Annotated in this window: 20 protein-coding genes; 12 read left to right on the top strand and 8 right to left on the bottom strand. The window is 50.7% G+C overall.

The features are described 5' to 3' along the window. Nucleotides 1-83: 83 nt before the first annotated feature. Nucleotides 84-626, top strand: coding sequence for a rubrerythrin (gene rbr, locus T502_RS00630; protein ID WP_042705165.1), 543 nt, complete (start codon nucleotides 84-86; stop codon nucleotides 624-626). A gap of 113 nt (nucleotides 627-739) precedes the next feature. Next, nucleotides 740-868 (top strand): rubredoxin-like domain-containing protein, encoded by a 129-nt coding sequence (locus T502_RS09175; RefSeq protein ID WP_281172059.1) that lies wholly within the window; start codon nucleotides 740-742, stop codon nucleotides 866-868. Between the two features lie 30 nt (nucleotides 869-898). Here T502_RS09175 and T502_RS00625 read toward each other — a convergent pair whose 3' ends face one another. The 4 genes from T502_RS00625 to T502_RS00610 all read right to left on the bottom strand — a co-directional run bounded on the left by T502_RS00625 (nucleotide 899) and on the right by T502_RS00610 (nucleotide 5,865). After that, nucleotides 899-2,227, bottom strand: a complete 1,329-nt coding sequence (locus tag T502_RS00625) for an MATE family Na+-driven efflux transporter (protein ID WP_157197428.1) — start codon at nucleotides 2,225-2,227, stop codon at nucleotides 899-901. Nucleotides 2,228-2,587: 360 nt separating this feature from the next. Beyond that, entirely contained in the window at nucleotides 2,588-4,783 is a 2,196-nt protein-coding gene (locus T502_RS00620) for an elongation factor EF-2 (protein WP_042705163.1), read from the bottom strand. A gap of 42 nt (nucleotides 4,784-4,825) precedes the next feature. Next, nucleotides 4,826-5,431: a 30S ribosomal protein S7 gene (locus T502_RS00615; RefSeq protein ID WP_042705162.1), complete on the bottom strand. Its 606-nt coding sequence runs from the start codon at nucleotides 5,429-5,431 to the stop codon at nucleotides 4,826-4,828. Nucleotides 5,432-5,436: 5 nt separating this feature from the next. Next, nucleotides 5,437-5,865: a 30S ribosomal protein S12 gene (locus T502_RS00610; RefSeq protein ID WP_042705161.1), complete on the bottom strand. Its 429-nt coding sequence runs from the start codon at nucleotides 5,863-5,865 to the stop codon at nucleotides 5,437-5,439. A 460-nt stretch (nucleotides 5,866-6,325) separates the two neighbouring features. Here T502_RS00610 and T502_RS00605 point away from each other — a divergent pair, with 460 nt between their 5' ends. The 3 genes from T502_RS00605 to queC all read left to right on the top strand — a co-directional run bounded on the left by T502_RS00605 (nucleotide 6,326) and on the right by queC (nucleotide 8,321). Next, nucleotides 6,326-6,748, top strand: a complete 423-nt coding sequence (locus T502_RS00605; protein ID WP_042705160.1) for a 6-carboxytetrahydropterin synthase — start codon at nucleotides 6,326-6,328, stop codon at nucleotides 6,746-6,748. Nucleotides 6,749-6,830: 82 nt separating this feature from the next. Further along, nucleotides 6,831-7,439, top strand: a complete 609-nt coding sequence (locus tag T502_RS00600) for a 7-carboxy-7-deazaguanine synthase QueE (protein ID WP_042705159.1) — start codon at nucleotides 6,831-6,833, stop codon at nucleotides 7,437-7,439. Between the two features lie 120 nt (nucleotides 7,440-7,559). Then, complete coding sequence (gene queC, locus T502_RS00595) at nucleotides 7,560-8,321, top strand: 7-cyano-7-deazaguanine synthase QueC (protein ID WP_052358937.1); 762 nt, start codon at nucleotides 7,560-7,562, stop codon at nucleotides 8,319-8,321. Between the two features lie 90 nt (nucleotides 8,322-8,411). Here queC and T502_RS00590 read toward each other — a convergent pair whose 3' ends face one another. Further along, nucleotides 8,412-8,765 (bottom strand): hypothetical protein, encoded by a 354-nt coding sequence (locus tag T502_RS00590; protein ID WP_042705158.1) that lies wholly within the window; start codon nucleotides 8,763-8,765, stop codon nucleotides 8,412-8,414. Nucleotides 8,766-9,246: 481 nt separating this feature from the next. On the opposite strand from T502_RS00590, the gene T502_RS00585 reads away from it, so the two are divergent. The 7 genes from T502_RS00585 to sepS all read left to right on the top strand — a co-directional run bounded on the left by T502_RS00585 (nucleotide 9,247) and on the right by sepS (nucleotide 18,005). Continuing rightward, a complete protein-coding gene (locus T502_RS00585; protein ID WP_052358935.1) occupies nucleotides 9,247-9,798 on the top strand; it encodes an NUDIX hydrolase in 552 nt (183 codons plus the stop codon). Between the two features lie 43 nt (nucleotides 9,799-9,841). Continuing rightward, nucleotides 9,842-10,885: an alpha/beta hydrolase family protein gene (locus T502_RS00580; RefSeq protein WP_052358933.1), complete on the top strand. Its 1,044-nt coding sequence runs from the start codon at nucleotides 9,842-9,844 to the stop codon at nucleotides 10,883-10,885. Between the two features lie 142 nt (nucleotides 10,886-11,027). Then, entirely contained in the window at nucleotides 11,028-11,888 is an 861-nt protein-coding gene (gene dinD / locus T502_RS00575) for a DNA damage-inducible protein D (protein ID WP_042705157.1), read from the top strand. A 283-nt stretch (nucleotides 11,889-12,171) separates the two neighbouring features. Continuing rightward, nucleotides 12,172-13,446: a peptide chain release factor aRF-1 gene (gene prf1 / locus T502_RS00570; protein ID WP_042705156.1), complete on the top strand. Its 1,275-nt coding sequence runs from the start codon at nucleotides 12,172-12,174 to the stop codon at nucleotides 13,444-13,446. A gap of 104 nt (nucleotides 13,447-13,550) precedes the next feature. Next, on the top strand, nucleotides 13,551-15,215 hold the full coding sequence (gene argS / locus T502_RS00565) for an arginine--tRNA ligase (RefSeq protein ID WP_042705155.1): 1,665 nt from the start codon (nucleotides 13,551-13,553) through the stop codon (nucleotides 15,213-15,215). Then, on the top strand, nucleotides 15,196-16,206 hold the full coding sequence (twy1, locus tag T502_RS00560; protein WP_084172912.1) for a 4-demethylwyosine synthase TYW1: 1,011 nt from the start codon (nucleotides 15,196-15,198) through the stop codon (nucleotides 16,204-16,206). Before argS ends, twy1 begins: the two co-directional genes overlap by 20 nt. Nucleotides 16,207-16,334: 128 nt before the next feature. Further along, complete coding sequence (sepS, locus tag T502_RS00555; protein WP_084172910.1) at nucleotides 16,335-18,005, top strand: O-phosphoserine--tRNA ligase; 1,671 nt, start codon at nucleotides 16,335-16,337, stop codon at nucleotides 18,003-18,005. Nucleotides 18,006-18,186: 181 nt separating this feature from the next. Here the strand turns inward: sepS and T502_RS00550 are convergent, their stop codons facing one another. The 3 genes from T502_RS00550 to T502_RS00540 form a co-directional block, all read right to left on the bottom strand. Continuing rightward, complete coding sequence (locus T502_RS00550; RefSeq protein ID WP_042705154.1) at nucleotides 18,187-18,570, bottom strand: hypothetical protein; 384 nt, start codon at nucleotides 18,568-18,570, stop codon at nucleotides 18,187-18,189. Between the two features lie 116 nt (nucleotides 18,571-18,686). Next, nucleotides 18,687-19,940 (bottom strand): helix-hairpin-helix domain-containing protein, encoded by a 1,254-nt coding sequence (locus tag T502_RS00545; RefSeq protein ID WP_052358931.1) that lies wholly within the window; start codon nucleotides 19,938-19,940, stop codon nucleotides 18,687-18,689. A 119-nt stretch (nucleotides 19,941-20,059) separates the two neighbouring features. Beyond that, a complete protein-coding gene (locus T502_RS00540; RefSeq protein ID WP_042705153.1) occupies nucleotides 20,060-20,326 on the bottom strand; it encodes a hypothetical protein in 267 nt (88 codons plus the stop codon). Nucleotides 20,327-20,406: the final 80 nt, after the last annotated feature.

Raw genomic sequence — 20,406 nt, 5'->3', positions numbered from 1 at the left:
GCCGTTGTATATACGCAAAGTAATATTAGTGAAAAGTACTAACAACTTGATGTTAAACAAATTAACTCAAGTGAGGATTAGTTATGGCAAATCTTAAAGGAACAAAGACGGAAGCTAATTTGCAGACCGCATTCGCAGGCGAATCTCAGGCAAGAAACAAATACACATACTTTGCGTCAAAGGCAAAGAAAGAGGGCTACAATCAGATAGCCGCAATATTCGAGGAGACTGCGGGCAACGAAAAAGAGCATGCAAAGATCTGGTTCAAACTCCTCCATGACGGCAACGTACCCTCCACAATAGAGAACCTTCTTGCCGCCGCCGAGGGAGAAAACTTCGAGTGGACCGATATGTATGCAAAGTTTGCAAAAGAAGCACGCGAGGAAGGTTTCAACGACATCGCGGCACTCTTTGAGGCTGTAGGAAAGATTGAGAAGGAGCACGAGGAGCGCTACCGCAAACTTCTTGAAAACGTCAAGAAAGAGATTGTATTCTCGCGCCCCGAAGTTAAGGTCTGGAAATGCGCAAACTGCGGACACATCAGTATCGGCAAGGAAGCACCCAAGACCTGCCCCGTCTGCGATCACCCGCAGGCATACTTTGAGATTAAGGCAGACAACTACTGAACTTACCCAATTTATTGCAACACCTTTTTTTTCGGCAATTATCCATTGATTTGGGGATTTTTATCATGTAATACAGGCTGGGGCAACTGTTGCAAATTTTGCAACAGTTCAAAATGAAGAAGTACGTGGGGTCACGGAGCACAGCCGCAAACTGCGGAGATATCGGTATCGGCAGGGAAGCGCCCGATACCTGCCCCGTCTGCGATCACCCGCAGGCTTTCATAAAAAAACGGAATATTTGATTGGCAGAAAAAGAAGAGGTAATAAGACCTCTAATTGGTCAATGCCGCATCTTCGGTGAGATATTCTTTCGGTATGTCTTTCATCGAATAGAGATAGAATGCCGAATCTATCACAAGACATACAGCCAAACCGACTCCGAACATCAGTATGATGAACTCAAGTGAGGCTTCAAACACACCCGCAAGATACAGACCGTATACTATGCCGTAATAGACAAAGTTGACAAACAGGCATTCGTAGAAGATGTATCTCGTTTTTCCGACCGAGATCAGCACTGCCTGAATAATCACGGAATATGCGTAGAATACATAAAACGGAACGCTCATATAGAGTATCCCGGTAATCGCCGACGGATCTTCGCATTGAATGATCTCACGGAACATGAAATCCCAAAGCGGAACGGATATGAGCCAGATAACCAAAACCAATGTAGTCAGGGCAAGATAGTTCCATATCCTTCTGTATCCGTTGTAGTATTCCCTCTTCATCATCTCTCCTATTGCCGCTATCGGTATGATCAGCCACCCCCAGATGAAGTTATTGGCAAGCCAGTAATTGCTCATCTGCGAGACCTCGTTGACCATCTTCATCACTATGAGTACATAGATCAGATTGGCGACGAAGACCGTACCTCCGGAGAATAATCCCGTCTTAACCCAATCGGCAATCGCAGGCTTATTGATTCCGCCCCATCTTCTGAGAAGTTTCTCCCTGTAAAGCAACAGTATCGAAATAATCGAGATCATCAGATTTACCGATATGTTGGTCATTGCCACACCTATGACGCCGTATTCCGGAATGAGGATCGCATTCCCTATCGACAGCATGGCTACTTTCACGATCAGAAGCGAGACGAAAATTTCCTTCTTTCCTCTGACAACGAAAACTACGAACAGATATGAACTGATGAATCCTATTACGAACCCGATTGTCTCCAGACACAGGTAATTAACGCTCTCTGCCGGAGCATTCATGTATGCGGTCAGAGTACCCGCGTAGAAGTATATGGCAATCGAGATCAGCGTATACAGGACAAACCCTATGACAAATGTCGTGTTAATCCTGCTGGAGAACTCCTCGTCATCCTTTGCCCTGTTGAACACGAAATACAAAGGAACGGTCAGAAATGCCAGAATCGTTTCGTTAAAGAGATCAAACCATTCGATCTGTCCCGCAATCTCCAGGACATTTCCGCCGATGTCGGTGATGAACCTGTCGACAATCAGCTGATTGATGCTCGGTATGAACGTGAATGCTATCAACGACAACAGAAGCAGATATTCCGCTTTGCTAAAGCGTTCGCTCTTCATAATTTCTTTGATACCTTCGGCTGAAGGTACGTTGAAAAATGTTTTCACATTATTCCTCCGATTACCTCGAGTATATCGGACGCGGGCGCGGTACTGACGCCGTCCCTAAAAAGGACTCCGACTACCACTTAGGAGGTGTACCGATTAATGATTGAATAAATATGTATAAAAACCTAATGGCAATATGACATCGTCAAACAATTCGGGCAGTCAATTATTTCGAATCGGTAAAAACCCACTCAATCCGAGGTTTTCGTATGGAAAGAAGGCAACCGTTGCATAAAGCAACGGTTGAGAAATGATGTGATATTGTATGATATTCGGGTAAACGGGGACGCAGTATCTGTTATTGTATCCGTCCCCGATACCCGCGTATTGAAAGTATCCGATTTGTGTTTGTATTGGGGATTATACGAGATAATCCTCGGGTGTCGGAATCTGTTCCTTAAGTCCCTTGCGCTTCCTGATCTCCTTGACGACGTCCTTCAGGATACCTGCCGGAACAACATCGAAACCTGCGAACTCGGTAGACCACATTGCACGACCCTCGGTAGCCGAGCGGACATCGCCGGCGAAACCGAAGAGCTGAGCGACAGGTGCCTTACCGATAACGGTAATCGTGTCACCCTCGGAGGTCATATCCGAGACCTGACCGCGGCGTCCCTGGATCATACCGGTTGCGCTTCCCATGTGTTCCTGCGGAACCGTGATCTGGAGGAACTGCATCGGCTCGAGGAGTGTGTCGCCCGCCATGAGGACACCCGCCTTGACGGCAGACCTGACCGCAGGAATAACCTGTGCCGGACCGCGGTGGATTGCATCCTCGTGGAGCTTAACATCGACGAGCTTAATCATGACATTCTGGATCTGCTCATCCGCAAGCGGACCGCCTGCAAGAGCCTCTCTCCAGCCGTCGAAGATAAGTTCCATGGTCTCGTTGAGGTACTGAATACCCTTTGTCATATCGAAGAATGTGTTTGTACCCTCGATGGCGACAAGGTTCTTTGCCTGTTCCTTATCGATACCCAGCTCGATTAACTTGTCGCGGCGCTCGAGTGCGGGCATATCCATGGAAACTTCTCCGTCCTTGATAGCCTTGACGAGGTTTGCCGGCATCGGCTCAAGCTCGATGTAGAATCTGTTGTGGCGGTTCGGTGACTTACCCTCGACGGGACCTGCCTTGCCGGTGATGGTCTCGCGGTAAACGACAATCGGCGGTGAAGTGACAATCTCGACATTCTTGTCACGTGCGATACGTCCCGTGATAACCTCAAGGTGAAGTTCACCCATACCGGAGATAAGGTGCTCGCCGGTCTCCTCGTTGATCGTAACCTGAACGGTCGGATCCTCTTTTGCGACCTGACGGAGAACCGTAATCAGCTTGGGCAGATCCTTCATGTTCTTAGCCTCGACGGCTACGGTCATGACCGGCTCGGAGTAGTGCTTTAAGGACTCGAACGGAGTCATCTCCATAAGGGTCGATGCGGTTGAACCGACGATTGCGTCCTTAAGACCCGTGACGGCAACGATGTTGCCCGCGGGGATTGCCTCCACCTCGATTCTCTCCGCACCCATGAAGACACCTACCTGGGTAAGGCGGTTGATCTTCTTTGCGGTACCCATTACGTAAAGCTCGGTACCGCGTCTGAGCGTACCCGAGAAGAGACGTCCTGTTGCTACCTCACCCGCATGCTGATCGAAGGAGATATCGGTAACCATCAAAGATGCCGGACCGTTGGGGTCGCACTTGTACATTGCCTGACCCTCGGGGGTCGACTTGTCGCCGTGCTGCCAGATAATGTTGACACGGCGTTCCTGCGACTCGAGCGGGTTGGGCAGGTGGTTGACTACCATATCGAGAACAACCGAGCAGAGCGGACTGTTCTTTGCGAGCCACTTCATGTCGCCGGCGGTACACTTCTCGTAGACATCCTTGAACGAAACGCCGCTCTTCTTCATGTACGGGACCGAAACTGCCCAGTTGTAGAGAGCGGAACCGAATGCGACGGTTCCCTGTGCCGCATCGAGCTTCCAGCCGTTGTTGTATGCCTCCTCGTTCATGCCCTTGATGAGTTTGTTAACCTTATCAATGACTTTTCCGAGGCGGATCTGCATCGTCATCTCGTCGACTTTAAGTTCGTTGATTAAACGGTCGACTTTGTTGACGAACAGAACGGGCTTGACACCCTCTTTGAGTGCCTGGCGAAGAACGGTCTCGGTCTGAGGCATCGTTCCCTCTACGGCATCGACGAGAACAACAGCTCCGTCTACGGCACGCATTGCACGCGTAACATCGCCGCCGAAGTCCACGTGACCCGGAGTATCAATCATGTTGATGAGATACTCTTTGCCGTCATACTCGTGAACCATCGAGACGTTCGAAGCATCGATAGTGATACCGCGTGCCTGCTCTTCCTCATCCGAGTCCATCCAACAGGCTTTACCTGCAATCTCCTCGCTGATCATTCCCGCGCCTGCAAGAAGGTTATCAGAGAGTGTGGTCTTTCCGTGATCAATGTGAGCTACGATACCGATGTTACGGATCATCTTCGGCTGATCCATCAGTTCCGTAACCCTTTCCACCATTTTCTTTCGTCTGGTCATGTAGATACACCAAAAAAAAGTATTTTATAAGTTAAATCAGGTTTAACGTGCCGATTTAGCTACACGTTCACGTTCTTCTTTCTTTGCTACCGAGAAGCTGCGGGTGTCACCGGCGGCTGCGAGGATAAGCTCTTCCGCAAGGACTGCGGAAGCCGCACGCTTCTTTTTGTGGCTTCCCTGCTGAACTGCTTTTGCAAGGAAGTAAAGCGCGGTATCAATGCGGCGCTGAGGTGCCGTATCGACCGACTTGGGGACGTTGATACCGCCGTACTTTAAACGGACGGTCTCTTCGCGCGGACCCGCGTTCGCGATTGCCTCGATAAGAATCTCAACAGGGTTTCTCTTGGTCTTCTTGTTGACGATATCGAAGGCTTCCTCGACGATACGGGTTGTGAGTTCTTTCTTTCCCGTGTTGTGCTCGGTCTGCATGAGTCTGTTGATCAGACGCTCGACGATGAGCATCTCGGACTTTGAGAACTGCTGTTTCTGCTTTCTGCCGCAGCAGTGCGGAACAATGAGAGAGTTTACGCTTACGTAGCGTACCAGACCCGGGTCATTGACCTTGACCTCGGAGATATCCCACTTGTTGAAAAGAAGGCTCTTTGTCTCAATGCCGGTCTGTGCCTGTGTGCTTGCTTCATCTGCCATGATAATTACCTGCGCGGTTTCTCCTTTCTGCCGAGAACCATTTCACGAAGACAGACGCCGTTAACGGCAGTGACCTGATAACGGACTCCGGGAATATCTCCCTTCGAACGACCGAGACGACCGCCGATACCTTCGATTGTGACCTCGTCGTGCTCATCGATGAAGTTGATTGCACCGTCGCCGACCGCGAACGCGCTGACCTGACGGCCGTTCTTGATTAACTGAACACGGACACACTTACGAATTGCCGAGTTCGGCTGCTTTGCTTCTACACCTATCTTTTCAAGAACGATTCCTCTGCCCTGCGGTGCACCTTCCAGAAGATCGGATTTGATGTCAAGGCCGAGAGCCTTTCTTGAATAGTTTACGTCGCGCCATCTGTTGTTTTTAGAGTCGCGCTTACATTTTCTTGCTGCGAATTTTCCGTTACCCAATTGAACACCTCAATTGATGGAATGTATCCATTTTGCCTCTTTGGAGATGCGCGATTGCTCGCGCGAAATTGGTATGCCCGACTACAGAGTAATTCAATGAAATCGCATGTAAAGCGAGGCTGATTTACAGCAGATTTAAAGAAAACAGGCAGATACTACCCTGCTGTCCTCACCGCCGCTGTCGGTACATATCAGACTTCTCCCTAAAATTTGAACTTGTGACATATTAAAGATATTAGCCCGCACACTTTTTCCGCGCGGTCATGCCCCGAAATCGCCGCCGAAATTGAAGAGTTTTTACATCGTGGTAAACATTTACTTCATGAGAGCGCAAATAATTAAGGACTGATATCAATTTACGTGCGCGAATCTCCGTGCGCGCATTTGATCATTTGATATAACAAAACATTTGATATAACAAATGCTGCGGCAACTATGCTGCGGCAACTGCGGGAAAATCATGACTGTAAGGATTTATAAAGAGACATATTTCGAGGCGGCGCACAGGCTTCTGCACTACGAGGGCAAATGCTACCGCCTTCACGGTCACCAGTGGCGCGTCGAGTTCTGGGTTGACGGTGCCGTCGCAAAGGATTCACAGATCCTTGTGGACTATAATCTGATTAAGAACATCGTGAACCGCTACGATCATCAGATTATTCTCAACGAGGAGGATCCGATGGTGGACTGCCTGAAGAAGTTTCAGGAGGTTGTCACGACAAAGGGCGACCCGACAAGCGAGCATCTTGCCGAGAGGATGTCGGCAGAGCTTGAGGCGGAGTGCGCAAAACTCGGTATTATAATAAATGTCTCGAAGTGCAGGGTCTGGGAGTCGACATCCTGCTATGCCGAATGGACGCCCGGCACGCCCGAGGCACACTGAGAGCGCCGTTTGCGATTATCCGATAAGATTGCTTAATGAATGTCCGAGATTAATGATTGTCCGAGATAAGTGATTGTCTGTAATGAAGGTATTTGAGATTTTTAAGAGTCTTCAGGGCGAGGGTGCGTTTCAGGGAACGGCGGCGGTCTTTGTCAGATTTGCGGGCTGCAACCTCAACTGCAAGTGGTGCGATACCCCCGAGTCACGTCACGGCGGCACCGATATGAGCCATGAGGAGATCTGCGGGAAGATTGCCGAGCTGGGCTGCGCCAATATCTGTGTCACCGGCGGAGAGCCGCTGATTCATCTGAAAGCCCTGGTGCCGCTCTTAAAGCGCCTGTACGATGACGGATATTATGTCGAGATTGAGACCAACGGCACCATAGATCCCTCGGAATGCTTCCCGTATGCGGCAATATGCATGGATGTAAAGTGCCCCTCCTCGGGGGAGCACAGCGACCTCTCCATACTCGCAAAACTCCGCCCCCGCGATATGGTGAAGTTCGTCGTCGGCGACATGACGGATCTTAAATATGCGCAAAGTATCATCGAGTCATACGATACGGCGGCAAGACTCTTCATAACCCCCGTCTGGGGCAGCGACTGCCACGCAATTGCGGAGTATATCCTTGAAAACCGTATCCCGGTAACCTTCCAGGTGCAGCTTCACAAGGTTATCGACGTGAAATAACCGGCAACAAGCCGCAATAACCCGCAATAAACCGCAATAACCCGCAATAATAACTCTTAAAACTCCTTTTAAAAACCCTTTTAAAAACATCTTTTATCTTTCAATTACCACGATTATACAATGAAAGCAGTATGCCTTATCTCGGGCGGAATGGATTCATCCACACTTGCCTATGTTGCCAAGGATATGGGTTACGACATATTGGCGCTTCACACCTCATACGGTCAGCTTACCGAGGCAAAGGAACTTGCCTGCGCACAAAAGATCGCGGCTTCGCTGGACGCACTCGAGTTCATGCACATACCCCTCACGCATCTGAAGGTCTTCGGCGGCAGCTCCCTTACGGATACGAATCTGAAGGTTCACAGTCACGGTGAGGACGAGGGCGAAGGCAAAGCGGCGGAATCCGCAAAGTCATCGGCGAACGCCGGCGAACTCCCCAATACCTATGTGCCGTTTAGAAACTCCAACCTTCTTGCGATAGCGACGAGCTACGCCGAGACACGCAATGCCGATGCGATATTCATCGGCGTTCAGTCCTCGGATTATGCGGGCTACCCCGACTGCCGCCCCGAATATATCGAGGCATTTCAGCGGGTTATCGATCTCGGCACATCCGATTCCGTTCACATAAAGCTGATGACGCCGTTTGTCAGGATGAACAAGAAGCAGATCCTCGAGAAAGGTTTGAGGCTCGGCGTTCCCTACGAACATACATGGTCATGCTACAGGAACAACGAGAACGCATGCGGCACCTGCGATTCCTGCTACTATCGCTTAAAGGCGTTCAACGAGATCGGCGTCGAAGACCCCATCCCCTATGAGAAGGCAATCGTCGAGATAAACAAGAAGGCGCCGGCAAAATTCAAGAGACTGCTTTGAGTCTTAAAATTGAAATATCAAATCTGAATCCGCGGAAAACAGCAAAAAATCAAAAAAATAACAAAAAATCTGAGTGATTTATAATCCGAATTAATATCTTTTTTCAATCGGAATCGGTTTTCGATTCTGCTTTCGCTTTAGGTAATTCTCAATGTCTTTCCGGCGATGCTCAAGGATCTGTCTGTTGCGGTCTTCGGAGATTCTTGTCTCCATTCTCGCCTGCATCATCACGACATCCAGATCCGTGAGATCATCCCTGATTTCAAACCTTATGCCGTGATCGTTCGGGTAAGACTCTCTGTGGTCGTATCCCCAGAGAATATATACCGGGATGCCTTTCGGGAAGGCATCACAGCAGAGATCACCTGTACATCTCGATTTATCGATTTGAACATGCCTGCAAAATTCGCACATGTCCGAGCAGTCCCCAAAGTTTTTTATCATAATTCCCCATCGTAATTTTTGGCATGGTATCCCCCGATACCATAATATAATCTTGGTGGTACAATGTTTTATAAATGTTTCCTGTAATGCTTGGCGTTATGAATTCTGTAACGTACACGGTAAACGGCACGTAAATAAGCGGCAAACAAAAAAATACCTGTTAAAATCCGGACAATATTGCCTGCAACATTTCAAAAGCTTTAAAGGTCGTGAATCCGCAAAATGCACGTGTGTAAAGTATAATTTACAAAATGTCATCTGTAAAATGTTGATTTGCAAATCCGTAATATGTAATTTGCAAAATGTTATCTGAAGATGCCGGTATGTAAAGATGCAAAAGTTTATGCGCGGTTTTGAACCTGATGCAGAACGGGGAAATCCCGGTAAAACCGAAGAGACAATACCAATAGACAATACTAATAGAAAAACCGAGAAACTATACTTACGGAAAATACTGAAAAACAAACCGAGAGAATGCGTCATGAAAAAAATCGATGATATCTACAACGGCGGCAGGTTCAAGATCGAGCGTGTCGAAGTCGACCTCCCGGGCGGCGTCACACTCGAGCGTGTCGTGGTAAAACCCGGCGGCGCCGTGGCAATGCTCCCCATCGAAGGGGACAGCTGCTACCTCATAAAGCAGTACCGCTACCCGATAGACGAATACATCTACGAGGCTCCCGCCGGCACTATGAACGAGGGGGAGACACCCGACGAGACCGCATACCGCGAACTCATCGAGGAGACGGGTTACAGGTCGGACAGGCTTGTCCCAATCGGCTTTATCTATACGACGCCGGGCTACACCAACGAAAGAATCTGGCTCTACGAGGCACATTCCCTGACGCCTTCGAACGAGTTCCACAAGGACGAGGACGAGCTCATCGAGGTCGTCAAAGTAAAGAAGGAAGAGGTATTCGAGATGATCCGCGACGGCAGAATCGTCGATGCCAAGACAATATGCCTCGTCCTTAAGTCACTACTCTCCGAAGAAGCCGTGAAAGCCTACGTAAACTCTCCCGGAAATGAGTAAGTCCGCATTTTCCGCACAATAAATACGGCACAATAAAGATAACATGAAAGAAAATCAGGAAACCGAAAAATACGGGCAGATGCCCCGCAGTCTTCGCACAACGGCGGCGCTTGCCCTTCTCATCGCCGCAGTCTTCGCCTCCGCAATTATCGCGGGATGCACGGCGGCAAACGAAGAACGCACGCCCTTAAGCTCGGGTGCGGGTGAAAAATACTCGTATTCGCTCACGGAATACGGCGCTCTGAAGCTTACGGGCACCGACTACGCATACACCGCCGGCAATGTCACCTACGCCGCCGACGGAAGCGTCAAGATAACGCAGTTGACCATGAACGACGGCAGCAGCGACGTATATGCCCTCATTGCCGAGCCTGTCGACGCATCTAAGGCAAGAGCCGCCGTAATCTTCGCACCCGGCGCCGGAGTTGCCGCAGACAAACACCTCAACCGTTCCATAGAATATGCTCAGGACGGCATTGTCTTCATGGCAGTCGATATCCGCGGCAACGGCGGAAAAACGGCAGGCGTCCCCTTAAACATCCAGAACGAATACAAGACCTTCTCACGCGGAACCACTCCGCAGTATTACAAGATAATCTTCGACCTCTGCGCCGCGCAGAAATACATCGCCGGCATCTACGGTTCCGACCTGCCGATCTATGCCGCAGGCTCATCCAACGGCGGAAGATACGCCTGCGTTGCCGCCGCAATCGACGAAGGCTTTGCGGGCTATGTCGGAATATCGACCTCGGGCTACGTCTATGAAGAAGGCATAGCCGGACAGGGCGGAATGGACATATTTGTAAGAAGCATCAACCCCGACACCTATATCGGCAAGATAGCGCCGCGCGAAGTCTATATCCTTCACTCCGCCTCCGACTCGTTAATCCCCTACGATCAGGGACTCGGATTATACAACCGTGCCGGCGAGCCGAAAGACTTTGAGATGTTCATCGGCGGTCACGGAATAAACGCCGAAGTCGATCAGTACCTGCTGAGGACGCTGGGCAACGCAACGGCGCTGGAGAATCTGAAGTCGGGAACAAAGGTCGGATTGTGGACGCAGACTCCTTCCGACGAATATTAAGCAATTAAGCAGCAATTAAGCAGCAATTAAACAGCAATTAAACAGCAATTAAACAGCAATTAAACAGCAATTAAACAGCAATTAAACAAGTGCAGTTGAACACTGAACCGAAGAAACTGAAAAAGGAAAGGGGGATTGTTAAGTGGATAAGAACCAAATCGGGCAGTTAAAACAGACATTTGATCAAATTGTCCACTATACGGACAGTAATATTGAATACTGGCTTGCAAGGGAACTGATGACTTGTTTGGGATATGCTCAATGGAGGAACTTTGAAAATGCGATCACAAATGCGATGACTGCGTGCGAAAAATGCGGTGTTTCATGCGCGGATCATTTTGTTGAGGTCAGCAAAATGATCGAGATCGGAAAAGGGGGACAAAGGACAGTAACTGATTACATGCTTACAAGATATGCATGTTATCTTATAGCGCAGAACGGTGATCCGCGAAAGGAAGAAATTGCTTTTGCACAGAGTTATTTTGCGGTACAGACGAGAAAGCAGGAACTGATTGAAGAGAGGATTGCTTTCATTGAGCGCAGTAATGCCAGAGAGCGGCTTAAGGAGTCAGAAAAAAGGCTTTCTCAGAATATCTATGAACGCGGAGTTGATGACGCAGGTTTCGGGCGTATTCGTTCAAAAGGAGATGAAGCGCTGTTTGGCGGCAATTCCACGGGAGCCATGAAGCAACGGCTTGGCGTCCGGGAAAACCGTCCCCTGGCAGATTTTCTGCCTTCTTTAACAATCGCTGCCAAGAATCTTGCGACAGAGATGACTAATTACAATGTCGAGCAGAAAGATTTGTACGGAGAGTCTCCGATTACGGACGAGCACGTTCAAAACAATACGACAATTCGACAGATGCTGGGAGAACGCGGAATAAAACCGGAAGAACTTCCGCCGGCTGAAGACATCAAAAAGGTTGAGAGGCGCGTAAAAGTGCAGGAAAAGAAACTTGCCGAATCATCGGGATGTTTGAAGGGAGAAGATAACGATGGATAAGATGAGAATGGAGCAGTTGATATAACTGCACAAAATGTGATTGCACAAAGCATGACTGCACAAAGCATTGATTAGATTGCACCCTGACATGCCGCCCCTCTTCTGTCCTATCTTTGACCCGCCATCTCTTAGACCCCCTCAGAATCCTGATAAAAGACTAAGACTTAATGCTGTACACGTCGAATTATACTAAAGTTCATGCATCACGGTCGGTGCGATCATATGCAGTCGCCTTCAGACCGAAATATCCCGAAACGGAAATCCTCGGACGGAAAAAAATTACATGGCAGAAGAAACATCAGAGTTGGACAGCGCGAGAAAACGATACGAATTCAAGAAAACACTTGAGAAACTCGCCGAAAAAGAAGGAAGCGGAACGGAGCTAATCTCCATCTACATTCCGCGGGACAAACAGATCTACGATGTAACAGCGCAGCTTCGCGACGAATTCGGACAGTGCGCCAACATCAAGAGCAAACAGACAAGAACAAACGTTCAGAGCGCAATCTCCTCGATACTTTCGCGCCTGAAGAATTACCAGCATGCGCCCGAGAACGGAATGGCAATCTTCTGCGGAACCGTTAAGCTCGGCGGCGACAGGACCGACCTTGACTGTACTATACTCGAGCCGCCCGAGCCGATAACATCCTACTCTTACCGATGCTCCTCGAACTTCGAGCTCGAGCCCTTAAAGCAGATGCTCGTCGAGAAGGAGGTCTACGGACTCATAGTCATCGACAGACGCGAAGCCTGCGTCGGTTTCCTGCGCGGCAACCGAATCGAGGCGATAACGACCGTCACCTCCACCGTCCCGGGCAAGCAGAGAAAAGGCGGTCAGTCCGCAATGCGTTTCCAGCGTCTGCGTCTCATCGCCATCAACGAGTTCTATAAGAGGGTAGCCGACCGCGCCAACGACATCTTCCTTGCCGAACCCGAATTCTTTGACAGATTCAAGGGTGTGCTCATCGGCGGCCCGACACCGACTAAGGACGAGTTCGAGAGCGGCGGATACCTGCACCACGAACTTCAAAAGCGCATAATCGGTCTCTTCGACGTTTCATACACCAACGAAAGCGGACTCTCCGAGCTCGTCGACAATGCCGCCGACGCACTAAAAGGCGTCGAGGTCATGAAAGAGAAAGTCATGATGGAGAGATTCTTCAAGGAACTCATCAAGGACGACGGCTTAAGCGCATACGGCGAAGAGAGCGTCCGAAAGAACCTCGAGATAAACGCGGTCGATGTCCTTCTCCTCTCGAGTATCCTCAGGATGTCCAGAATAAAGGTCTGCTGTCAGAACTGCGACTATTCCCGCGAGGAAACCGTGAACATGTCCGGCGGCAAGAAACTCAGCGACGTCGAGATCGGAATCTGCCCGAAGTGCTCGGCGCCGGTATACATAGCCGAGGAGACCGATATCATAGACGAACTTGCCGCTCTTGCCGACGCGGGCAATGCGACCGTCATGATTATCTCGGACGACTTCGAGGAAGGCGCAATGCTCTTCAACGCATTCGGAGGCTTTGCGGCAATTCTGCGATACAGAACAGGATACTGAAAACAGACGGGATACTGAGAAATAACAGAATACTGATTGACAGAATACTGAATAATTGACAGAATACTGATTGACAGGATACCGAAAAAATAACTGGTGAAAGAATGTATTTCGAGACATATAAGGCAGTTGAAGATGCGCTTAAGAAGGTCACCGGCGAGGATGACGTTCTCTTGGGCGACGGCGGCGAACATGCGGACCTTGCATCAACGGTGGCATTCGCCCTCGCAAAGAAAAGGAAGGAAAATCCCGCGAAGATAGCCGCGGATCTGAAGGCGGAACTGGATAAGGAGCTTGCCTCAAAGGGCGTAAGCATAGAGACGAAAGGTCCCTACATCAACTTCGTCTTCGGCGGAGAATACTTAAAAGGCATACTCAAGGAGGCGCTCAAACCCGGATACGGTCAGCTTCCTGCGAAGAACGTCCGCGTCTGCCTTGAGCATACCAGCGCCAACCCCAACGGACCTCTCCACGTGGGTCATATCAGAAACTCGGTAATCGGCGACACGCTCGCGAGAGTCTATCGAAAAGCCGGCTACAACACCGACGTTCACTACTACGTAAACGACATGGGACGCCAGATTGCCATAGTCTCGTGGGGCTTCGATAACCTCGGAATCGCGAGAAAAGAGGGCGAGAAAGGCGACAGATACGTTGCCGACGTCTACGTCGAGGCAAACGTGAGGCTCAATGCCGACCCCTCGATAAAGGAGGAGATTGACCGCAGAATGGCGCTCATAGAGCAGGGCGATGCCGAGATGGTCAAGAAGTTCCGCGAAGCCGTCATACTCTGCCTTGACGGCATAAAGGCGACCTTAAAGGAGATGAATGCGCCGCACAACCGCTTCATGTTCGAGAGCGACTTCGTCCGCAACAAGTCCATGATAAACGTCCTCAAGAGGATTGAAGCGCTGCCGCAGGCGAAGCAGGACGGCACCCTCTCGATTGACCTGAGTGAGTTCGGATTCGAGAAGGAATACGTCCTCAGACGCTCGGACGGAACGTCGGTCTACGCGGCACGCGATCTGGCATACCACGAATGGAAGGGCGCGAACTACGACCGTGCAATCGATATCCTCGGCGCCGACCACAAACTCATAGGCAGGCAGCTTCAGGCGACCCTCAAGCTCCTCGGCGACGTTCCGCCCGAGATTGTCTTCTTCGAGTTCGTTTCGCTGCCGGAAGGCTCGATGAGCACGCGTGCCGGCAAGTTCATCTCCGCCGACGACCTCATCGACGAAGTCAGAAAGAGGGCATACGAAGAGGTCAATCTCAGAAGACCCGAACTGAGCGAGGAAGAGAAGAGAAGTATCGCGGAGTCGGTCGCAATCGGCGCCGTAAGGTATGACATAATCCGCGTTTCACAGGAGAAGTCGACTGTCTTCGACTGGAAAGAAGCCCTCGACTTCGAGAAGCAGAGCGCCCCGTATATCCAGTATGCGCACGCCCGCGCCTGCTCGATTCTCGAGAAAGCCGGCGATTTCAAGGAGGTTTTCGCACCCGAGACCGAGCAGGAGATTGCGCTTGTCAAGAAGATCGGCATGTTCCCCAAGGTCATAGACGAGATATCGCGCGACCTGCGCCCGCATGTCCTTGCAATCTATGCCCGCGAACTTGCCGACCTCTTCAACTCGTTCTACCGCTACAACCCCGTAATCAAGGCGGAAGGCGAGGTGCGCGACTCAAGGCTCACCATAGTGAAAGCCGCCGGAAACACGCTCCGCGAAGCGCTGACAACACTCGGTATAGATGCAATCAAGAGCATGTGATGCGGAATCGGAATTCGAAGAATCCACGGAATCCGCAAAAGACGTAATTTCAGCAAACACTGCAAACACTGCAAACGCCGTCTCCCCCGAGAGCGGGAACGGTTCGTATAAAGCCCTTGAAAAACAGGGCTATCTCTTTTTCTCGGATAAGTCGTCCGCGGCACTAAAGCCGTGCATGTGGAACAAGCGCTCGCTTCAGGGCGGCGACATGTGCTATAAGCACCAGTTTTACGGCATTACAAGCCACCGCTGCGTCCAGTTTACGCCGACTCTCAAATGCAATCAGAGGTGCCTCTTCTGCTGGAGATGCATGGAGTATGCCGTCTGCGAAGAGGAGGAATGCCCCCCCGAAACAATCCTTGCAAAGATAAAAAAACTTCAGAAGAAGTCCCTTGCGGGATATAACCCGATACTGCCGACGAGCACGGCGACGAAGGAGCGCTGGGACGAAGCCCTCACCCCGAACATGGCGGCAATATCCCTCTCGGGAGAGCCGACTCTCTATGAGTATCTGCCAAGACTCATCGATATGCTGAACGCCGAAGGATACACGACCTTCCTCGTCTCGAACGGCACAAGACCCGATGTCCTGCGAAGATGCCGCCCGTATCAGACCTATATCTCGGTGGACGCGCCCGACCCGGCGACCTACATGAAAATATGCCGCCCCGAATCGGATTTCTGGGACAATATCGCTGAGAGCCTCTCACTTCTCAAAGACCGCCGCAGCGCAATCAGAACGACGGTTGTCGCGGGATACAACGATATCGACCCGAAAGGTTATGCGAAGATCTATCAGGACAGCGGCGCCGACTTTGTCGAGGTCAAGGGCTACATGTTCGTGGGTCACAGCCGGAAACGGCTGAAACAGGAGAATATGCCCGAACATTCGCATGTCCGCGGTTTTGCCGAGGAAATAGCGAAATACTGCGATTACGATATAATCGACGAAAACGCCCTCTCCCGCGTCGTCTGCATGGCAAGACGTTGAGCAGGGTGCGATTCGCATCAGATTATTCACATCAAACGATGCACATCAAATAATCTATCATCTTTCCGCAAAGATATCATAAATATCATTATTCCCAAAACATATACAGAAGAACAGCGGCGATATACATGAAATTCAGTGCAAAAGAGTTCAGAGATCTTGCCAAATCCGATTTTGAGGCGGCATGGCACAAAGGCGCGGAGATAATGGAGACCGTCCCCGTTGCGGACAGGTATCCGAGAAACGTTATCAGACGCGCAAAGAAACACCCCGTTGCGGAGACCATTCAGAGACTCCGCGAGGCATATCTGATGATGGGCTTCGACGAGGCACGCGTGCCCGTGTTCATAGACGAAAACGAGGTCTACAAGCAGTTCGGCCCCGAGGCTTCCGCCGTTCTCGACCGCGTTTTCTATATCGGCGGTCTTCCGCGCCCGAATGTCGGTATCGGAAAGAAGCAGCTCGACGGCATTGCAAAGATTATCGGTCACCCCGTCGATGCCGAGACCGAAGAGAACCTCAGAAAGACCCTGCATGCCTACAAGAAATCGGAGATCGACGGCGACGAACTCACGCACGAGCTTGCCGTCGTACTCAACACCGACGACGGTCTCGTCGTGAATATCCTCGAAGATGTCTTCCCCGAGTTTAAGGAGCTCGTCCCCGAGTCCTCGAGGATTACCCTGCGCTCGCACATGACCTCGGGCTGGTTCATGTCGCTTGGCGCAATGTGGGACAAGATGCCGCTTCCGATAAGGATGTTTGCCATAGACCGCTGTTTCCGCCGCGAACAGGAGGAGGGACCCACACGCCTCATGACCTATCACTCGGCATCGTGTATCATCGCCGGCGAGGGCGTCAGCGTCGAAGACGGAAAAGCGGTTGCCGCAGGTCTCCTTTCGGCGTTCGGATTCACCGACTTCGAGTTCAGACCCGACGACAAGCGCTCGAAATACTATATCCCCGATACGCAGACCGAGGTCTATGCCAAGCACCCGACGCACGGCTGGGTCGAGGTCGCGACCTTCGGCATGTACTCACCGCATTCGCTTGCGGCATACGGCGTCGAGATCCCGGTCATGAACCTCGGTCTGGGCGTCGAGCGCCTTGCGATGATAGAATACGGCGCCGAAGACGTCCGCGCCATGACCCATCCGCAGTTCTTCCCGCAGACCTTCTCCGACCTCGAGCTCGCCCGCGCCGTTTCGCTCAAGGAAGAGCCCAGAACTCAGATCGGAGTCGATATTGCCGCAGCTATCGCAAAGACCGCCCGCGAGCATTTCGATGCGCCGAGTCCCTGTGAGTTCCTCGCCTGCGACGTCGATATGGGCTTCGGATGCCGCGTCAAAGCCTATGTCTATGAGGACGAGGAGAACTCGAAACTTCTCGGACCCGCGGCATTGAACGACGTCTTCGTCTCCGAAGGCAAGATCCTGGGTCTTCCCGACACTCCGAGTTACAAGAAACAGCGCGATAAGGGAGTAAATGCGCAGATCTCGTTCATTGACGCCGCCGCAAACCTCGCCGCCGCAAAGATAGAAGAGGCGGTCTTCTACGGCGAGAACGGAAGCGTCGATTTCAAGATGATTAAGGTGCCCTCCGAGATTAACCTCAGGATTGCGCCGTGGGCAATGCGCTATATCACCGACAACAACAAGAAGATAGATGTCCGCGGTCCGATGTTTACCGCCGTCAGATGGGAGATTGAACCGACGGAATGCACCTGCGGCGGCGAGGAATGCGATGACCCCGAATGCGAATGTCACTGCCATGACGCTTCGCACTGCTGCGACGAGTAAATTGCGTAAAGGGCGCTATATGCAGGTAATAATGCAGTAATTAACCGGAAATAAACGAGCAATTTGCCTGCAATACACCAGAAAATCAGAAAATCTCTAAAACTCTTTTTTTTTTAAAATATCTGAAAAAAAATTGAAATCTGAAAGAAATATTTTCTGATTCTTGAAATATTCTGCCGTTTCAGAAGTTGAGCACGGACATGTCAAAGGTAATTCCGCGGATGCTCTCCGTATCGTCCCTGATCTCGGCGCCGGCCGCGTTCAGAAGTTCCTTGAGGTCGTTGTAGGCGTTTCTGCATATCTCGCAGTCGCAGAATTCGAGGAGCATTTCGCCGTTTAAGAGCAGATTATAGGCAAACATACGCTCAGCAAAGTTCATGCTTTCAAGGCGGCACGGGGTGACGGTCTCAATCTCTTCTTCCGCGGGTGATTCCTGCACGGTCTCTTCAATCTCATCCTGCGATTTGAAGAACGGCGTCTTGCAATACCAGCATGTCTCGCTGTACGGGGTGCTTCTTCTGCCGCATTTCGGGCAGATATTGTATTCGGGTAATTCTTCTTCCATGAGGAAAATATGGAGTTTTTAAGTTTAAGATTGTGTCTGTTTTGATGTAATTCCCTGCCGTTCGCCATCACGGAGACACTGTAAATATCTTCGAAATCTGCCTAAATGTCAAATATTCAGATATATTCATCGATTCGGCTCTGTATGCCGCTGTCCCTAAGTATGATATACGGCAGTGATTTTGCGGGTATCATGCTGTAGACGGTTGACCAGTCGCAATCTTCCGCAACCGCGTTAGGATATCCTTTTTTTTCGTTACCCGAAGTGCCTGTCGGATTTGCAATTCTCTTTCTTTTTCGTGCTCTTCCTTTTAGTGCTTCGGTTCTGAAACGACATATGTTTCTGGCGCTGACGGGGCCTATCCCGGGTATCCTTAGGAGCTGTTCGTAATTCGCGGTCTTTATATCGATTCGCGGCAGATTTTCGGCAAGAAGCATCTTCGGATCGGCATTCTGAAGGAATTCTTTTTCGTCCAGTACCGAGCATAATTCGTCGGCTTTGAACCCGTATTTCCTCAGGAGATAATCCGTCTGATAAAGCCTGTTCGTGCGCCATTCGGGCGTATTCGGGTGAAACTCCATCGGCGTGTTTTTTTGCCCCGCAAATGCCGAGAAATAAATTCTTGCCGGCATTGTCTTTTTATAGAGATGCGACATGCAGGAGATAATCTCGCGGTCGCTCTCGTCCGCGGCGCCGACTATGAACTGCGTGGTATGCTTCCCCGGTGCATCCGCACCGAGCCAGTCGAGCCTCTTCATTATATCCTGCGTATAGTCTTTCAGATTCGCAATCTCGCTCATGTGCGCCCGCGACGTGGTCTCGACGTTCAGGCTGACGCGTGTGGCGATTGCGGCGGCGGCATCGATGTCGCTTCGGTTTGCGCCCGGGAGGATCTTCAGGTGCATATAGCCGTTGAACCCCGCATTTCGTATACGCTCGCTGGTCTCGATTATCTCCGCCATTATGCCGTCTACGTCGCCGCTGATGCCGGAACTCAGGAAAATACCGCCGTATCTGCCGTTTATCCAATTTTTCACGAAGTAATCCGCCATCTCCTTCGGGGTCACGGACGCCGGCGTCTTTCGTTTGCAGACTCTGCAATAGGCGCAGTCGTATTCACATTCGGCATGGAGAAGCGATGTAAGTATCTTGCAGGGACGACAGCGCGATCTGTGATCTTCGGTGACGTTGTTTGCCGCCAGCGGATCGTAAAAGAGGCTTTTCCAGTCCCCGTCCGGATTGCCGTTGCCGCAGCATCCCCTCCCGCTGCCGTTGTATGACGTCTCCGTCACTGTCTCCGTGTCTGTCGCAGACTCTTCAAAAACCGCCTCGCGGGTCAGTTCATCCAGATTACGCAGGAACTCGGACATATCCGGTGCTCATATCACGTGCTCACATCAGTGCTTGAATCAAGTAGTTGCATCAGTGCTTACGGCAAGTGCTCATATTCGGCGCTTGTTTCGTCTATCGGGTAATTCAGGTAATACCTTCAGCATTCGATTATTGTCCCCGCGGGAACGGCATCGCGCTCGGAGACATCGGCGAAATTGCGGCAGTCCCCCAAACCGCAGAGTTTTCCGAAATTGCAGGGACCGTATAGGACGCTTGCGCCTCCGAAGTCCGCGAAGCCTCTTGAGCCGCATGTATTGCCCGTACCGCTCATGCCGCAGTCAAAGTTCTTTGAAAACTGACTTTTTCTGATTATCTGTCGTTCGAATACGGCTCTTTTAGCAATATAATAGAAGGTTTCTGACATGCGCAATGATTGCTCAGACATATATATCCAACTAAGCCGTGCGGTGCGAAAGTGATTTTTCGGAAATATTATTCGACATA

Source organism: Methanomicrobium mobile BP (genome assembly GCF_000711215.1).
GTDB lineage: Archaea > Halobacteriota > Methanomicrobia > Methanomicrobiales > Methanomicrobiaceae > Methanomicrobium > Methanomicrobium mobile.
The sequence above is the reverse complement of the archived record's forward strand: the minus strand, read 5'-3'. Positions and strand labels throughout refer to the sequence as shown.

Bases quoted from the DNA above. Each gene is read 5' to 3' on its own strand.
- T502_RS00620 (WP_042705163.1), bottom strand. From the start codon at position 4,783: ATGACCAGACGAAAGAAAATGGTGGAAAGGGTTACGGAACTGATGGAT.
- T502_RS00590 (WP_042705158.1), bottom strand. From the start codon at position 8,765: ATGATAAAAAACTTTGGGGACTGCTCGGACATGTGCGAATTTTGCAGG.
- T502_RS00545 (WP_052358931.1), bottom strand. From the start codon at position 19,940: ATGTCCGAGTTCCTGCGTAATCTGGATGAACTGACCCGCGAGGCGGTT.
- rbr (WP_042705165.1), top strand. From the start codon at position 84: ATGGCAAATCTTAAAGGAACAAAGACGGAAGCTAATTTGCAGACCGCA.
- T502_RS00550 (WP_042705154.1), bottom strand. From the start codon at position 18,570: ATGGAAGAAGAATTACCCGAATACAATATCTGCCCGAAATGCGGCAGA.
- prf1 (WP_042705156.1), top strand. From the start codon at position 12,172: ATGGCAGAAGAAACATCAGAGTTGGACAGCGCGAGAAAACGATACGAA.
- T502_RS09175 (WP_281172059.1), top strand. From the start codon at position 740: ATGAAGAAGTACGTGGGGTCACGGAGCACAGCCGCAAACTGCGGAGAT.
- queC (WP_052358937.1), top strand. From the start codon at position 7,560: ATGAAAGCAGTATGCCTTATCTCGGGCGGAATGGATTCATCCACACTT.
- T502_RS00605 (WP_042705160.1), top strand. From the start codon at position 6,326: ATGACTGTAAGGATTTATAAAGAGACATATTTCGAGGCGGCGCACAGG.
- T502_RS00600 (WP_042705159.1), top strand. From the start codon at position 6,831: ATGAAGGTATTTGAGATTTTTAAGAGTCTTCAGGGCGAGGGTGCGTTT.
- T502_RS00580 (WP_052358933.1), top strand. From the start codon at position 9,842: ATGAAAGAAAATCAGGAAACCGAAAAATACGGGCAGATGCCCCGCAGT.
- T502_RS00615 (WP_042705162.1), bottom strand. From the start codon at position 5,431: ATGGCAGATGAAGCAAGCACACAGGCACAGACCGGCATTGAGACAAAG.
- argS (WP_042705155.1), top strand. From the start codon at position 13,551: ATGTATTTCGAGACATATAAGGCAGTTGAAGATGCGCTTAAGAAGGTC.
- T502_RS00540 (WP_042705153.1), bottom strand. From the start codon at position 20,326: ATGTCAGAAACCTTCTATTATATTGCTAAAAGAGCCGTATTCGAACGA.
- twy1 (WP_084172912.1), top strand. From the start codon at position 15,196: ATGCAATCAAGAGCATGTGATGCGGAATCGGAATTCGAAGAATCCACG.
- T502_RS00585 (WP_052358935.1), top strand. From the start codon at position 9,247: ATGAAAAAAATCGATGATATCTACAACGGCGGCAGGTTCAAGATCGAG.
- sepS (WP_084172910.1), top strand. From the start codon at position 16,335: ATGAAATTCAGTGCAAAAGAGTTCAGAGATCTTGCCAAATCCGATTTT.